Here is a 1,541-nt window from a genome sequence, read left to right on the forward strand (position 1 = left end):
CGTGAAATGTTTCCGGGGCAAAAGGCAAGCTTGGATGCGTTATGTAACCGCTTTTCCGTTGACCGCAGCAAACGGGTTTTGCACGGCGCGTTAATCGACTGCGAGCTTTTGGGTGAAGTCTATCTTGCCATGACGCGTCAGCAGTTCGATCTGATGGGCGACGAGACGGAAGAAGAGGGCGAAGTCAAACAAACCGTTATTGCCGAAACCAAACGTACGTCACAGTTGAAAGTCATCAAAGCCAATGCGGACGAGCTGGCCGCACATGAAAAATATTTGGACGATTTGGGCGAAGCGTGTGTATGGCGCAAGGCCGAAACTTCTGATGAGGCTAATGCCGGAGCGTCAGCATGATACGCCGCAATATCGCTTTGATTCCTGCTGCCGGTGTGGGAGCGCGATTTGGTGCAGGAAAACCAAAACAATATGTTGAAATCAATGGTAAAACCGTATTGCAACATACCATAGAAATCTTTGAGCAACACCCTTGTATAGATTTAATTGCCGTTATTCTTTCGCCGGAAGATTCGGTTTTTCAGACGGCCGTGTCTGAGAAAGTACGCGTCTTTCGAGTAGGTGGCGCAAGTCGTGCCGAAACGGTATGCAATGGTGTGTCCGTTTTATTAGAACAAGGTTTGGCCGAGGCGCAAGACAATATTTTGGTTCATGACGCCGCGCGCTGTTGCCTGCCTGCCGAAGCATTAACGCGTTTGCTTGATGAGGCGGGTGAGAATGATGAAGGCGGTATTTTGGCCATACCGGTGGCTGATACGCTCAAGCGGGCAGACGGCAGTCATCATATTGATGAAACCGTTGCGCGCGCAGGGTTATGGCAGGCGCAAACGCCGCAGCTTTTTCAGACGGCCTTATTAAATCGAGCCTTATCGGTTGATGATTTGAGTGAAATTACGGATGAAGCATCAGCGGTTGAAAAACTGGGTATCCGACCGCGCTTGGTGCAGGGTGATACGCGCAATTTAAAATTGACGCTGCCGCAAGACGAATACATTGTCAGATTGTTGCTCAAGGCCGTCTGAACAATTAAAACCCATTATTTAAGGAAACAATATGAATATCCGTGTCGGACAGGGCTACGATGTCCATCAGTTGGTTGAAGGGCGAGATTTGATACTCGGCGGCGTCAACATTCCGTTTGAAAAAGGCTTGCTGGGCCATTCCGATGCCGATGCGCTTTTGCATGCGATTACCGATGCCCTGTTGGGCGCGGCCGGTTTGGGCGATATCGGCAGCCATTTTCCTGATACTGCCGCCGAATTCAAAGATGCAGACAGCCGTGTGCTGTTGCGCGAGGCTTATCAAAGCGTGCAGGTATTGGGTTGGAAGGTGGTTAATGTCGATACGACTGTGATTGCGCAAAAGCCAAAACTTGCGCCGCATATTCCAGCAATGCGCGCCAATATTGCCGTAGATTTGGGTTTGCCTGAAAACTGCGTGAACATCAAGGGTAAAACCAACGAAAAACTTGGCTATCTGGGGCGTATGGAAGCCATTGAAGCGCAAGCGGCAGTATTGCTGATTAA

At 49.9% G+C, this 1,541-nt stretch carries 2 protein-coding genes and 1 pseudogene; all 3 read left to right on the forward strand.

Features of this window, described 5'->3' with window-relative positions; translation table 11 throughout:
• Positions 1 to 354 (forward strand): annotated as a pseudogene (locus tag ACTHS3_RS12760) (DNA polymerase III subunit epsilon); the annotation flags it as partial.
• Positions 351 to 1,037 (forward strand): 2-C-methyl-D-erythritol 4-phosphate cytidylyltransferase, encoded by a 687-nt coding sequence (gene ispD / locus ACTHS3_RS12765; protein WP_070625348.1) that lies wholly within the window; start codon positions 351 to 353, stop codon positions 1,035 to 1,037. The pseudogene ACTHS3_RS12760 and the gene ispD, both read left to right, overlap by 4 nt.
• A gap of 31 nt (positions 1,038 to 1,068) precedes the next feature.
• On the forward strand, positions 1,069 to 1,541 hold a 473-nt coding region (gene ispF, locus ACTHS3_RS12770), incomplete at its 3' end, for a 2-C-methyl-D-erythritol 2,4-cyclodiphosphate synthase (protein ID WP_440368109.1).

Source organism: Neisseria sp. P0009.S007 (assembly GCF_051962515.1).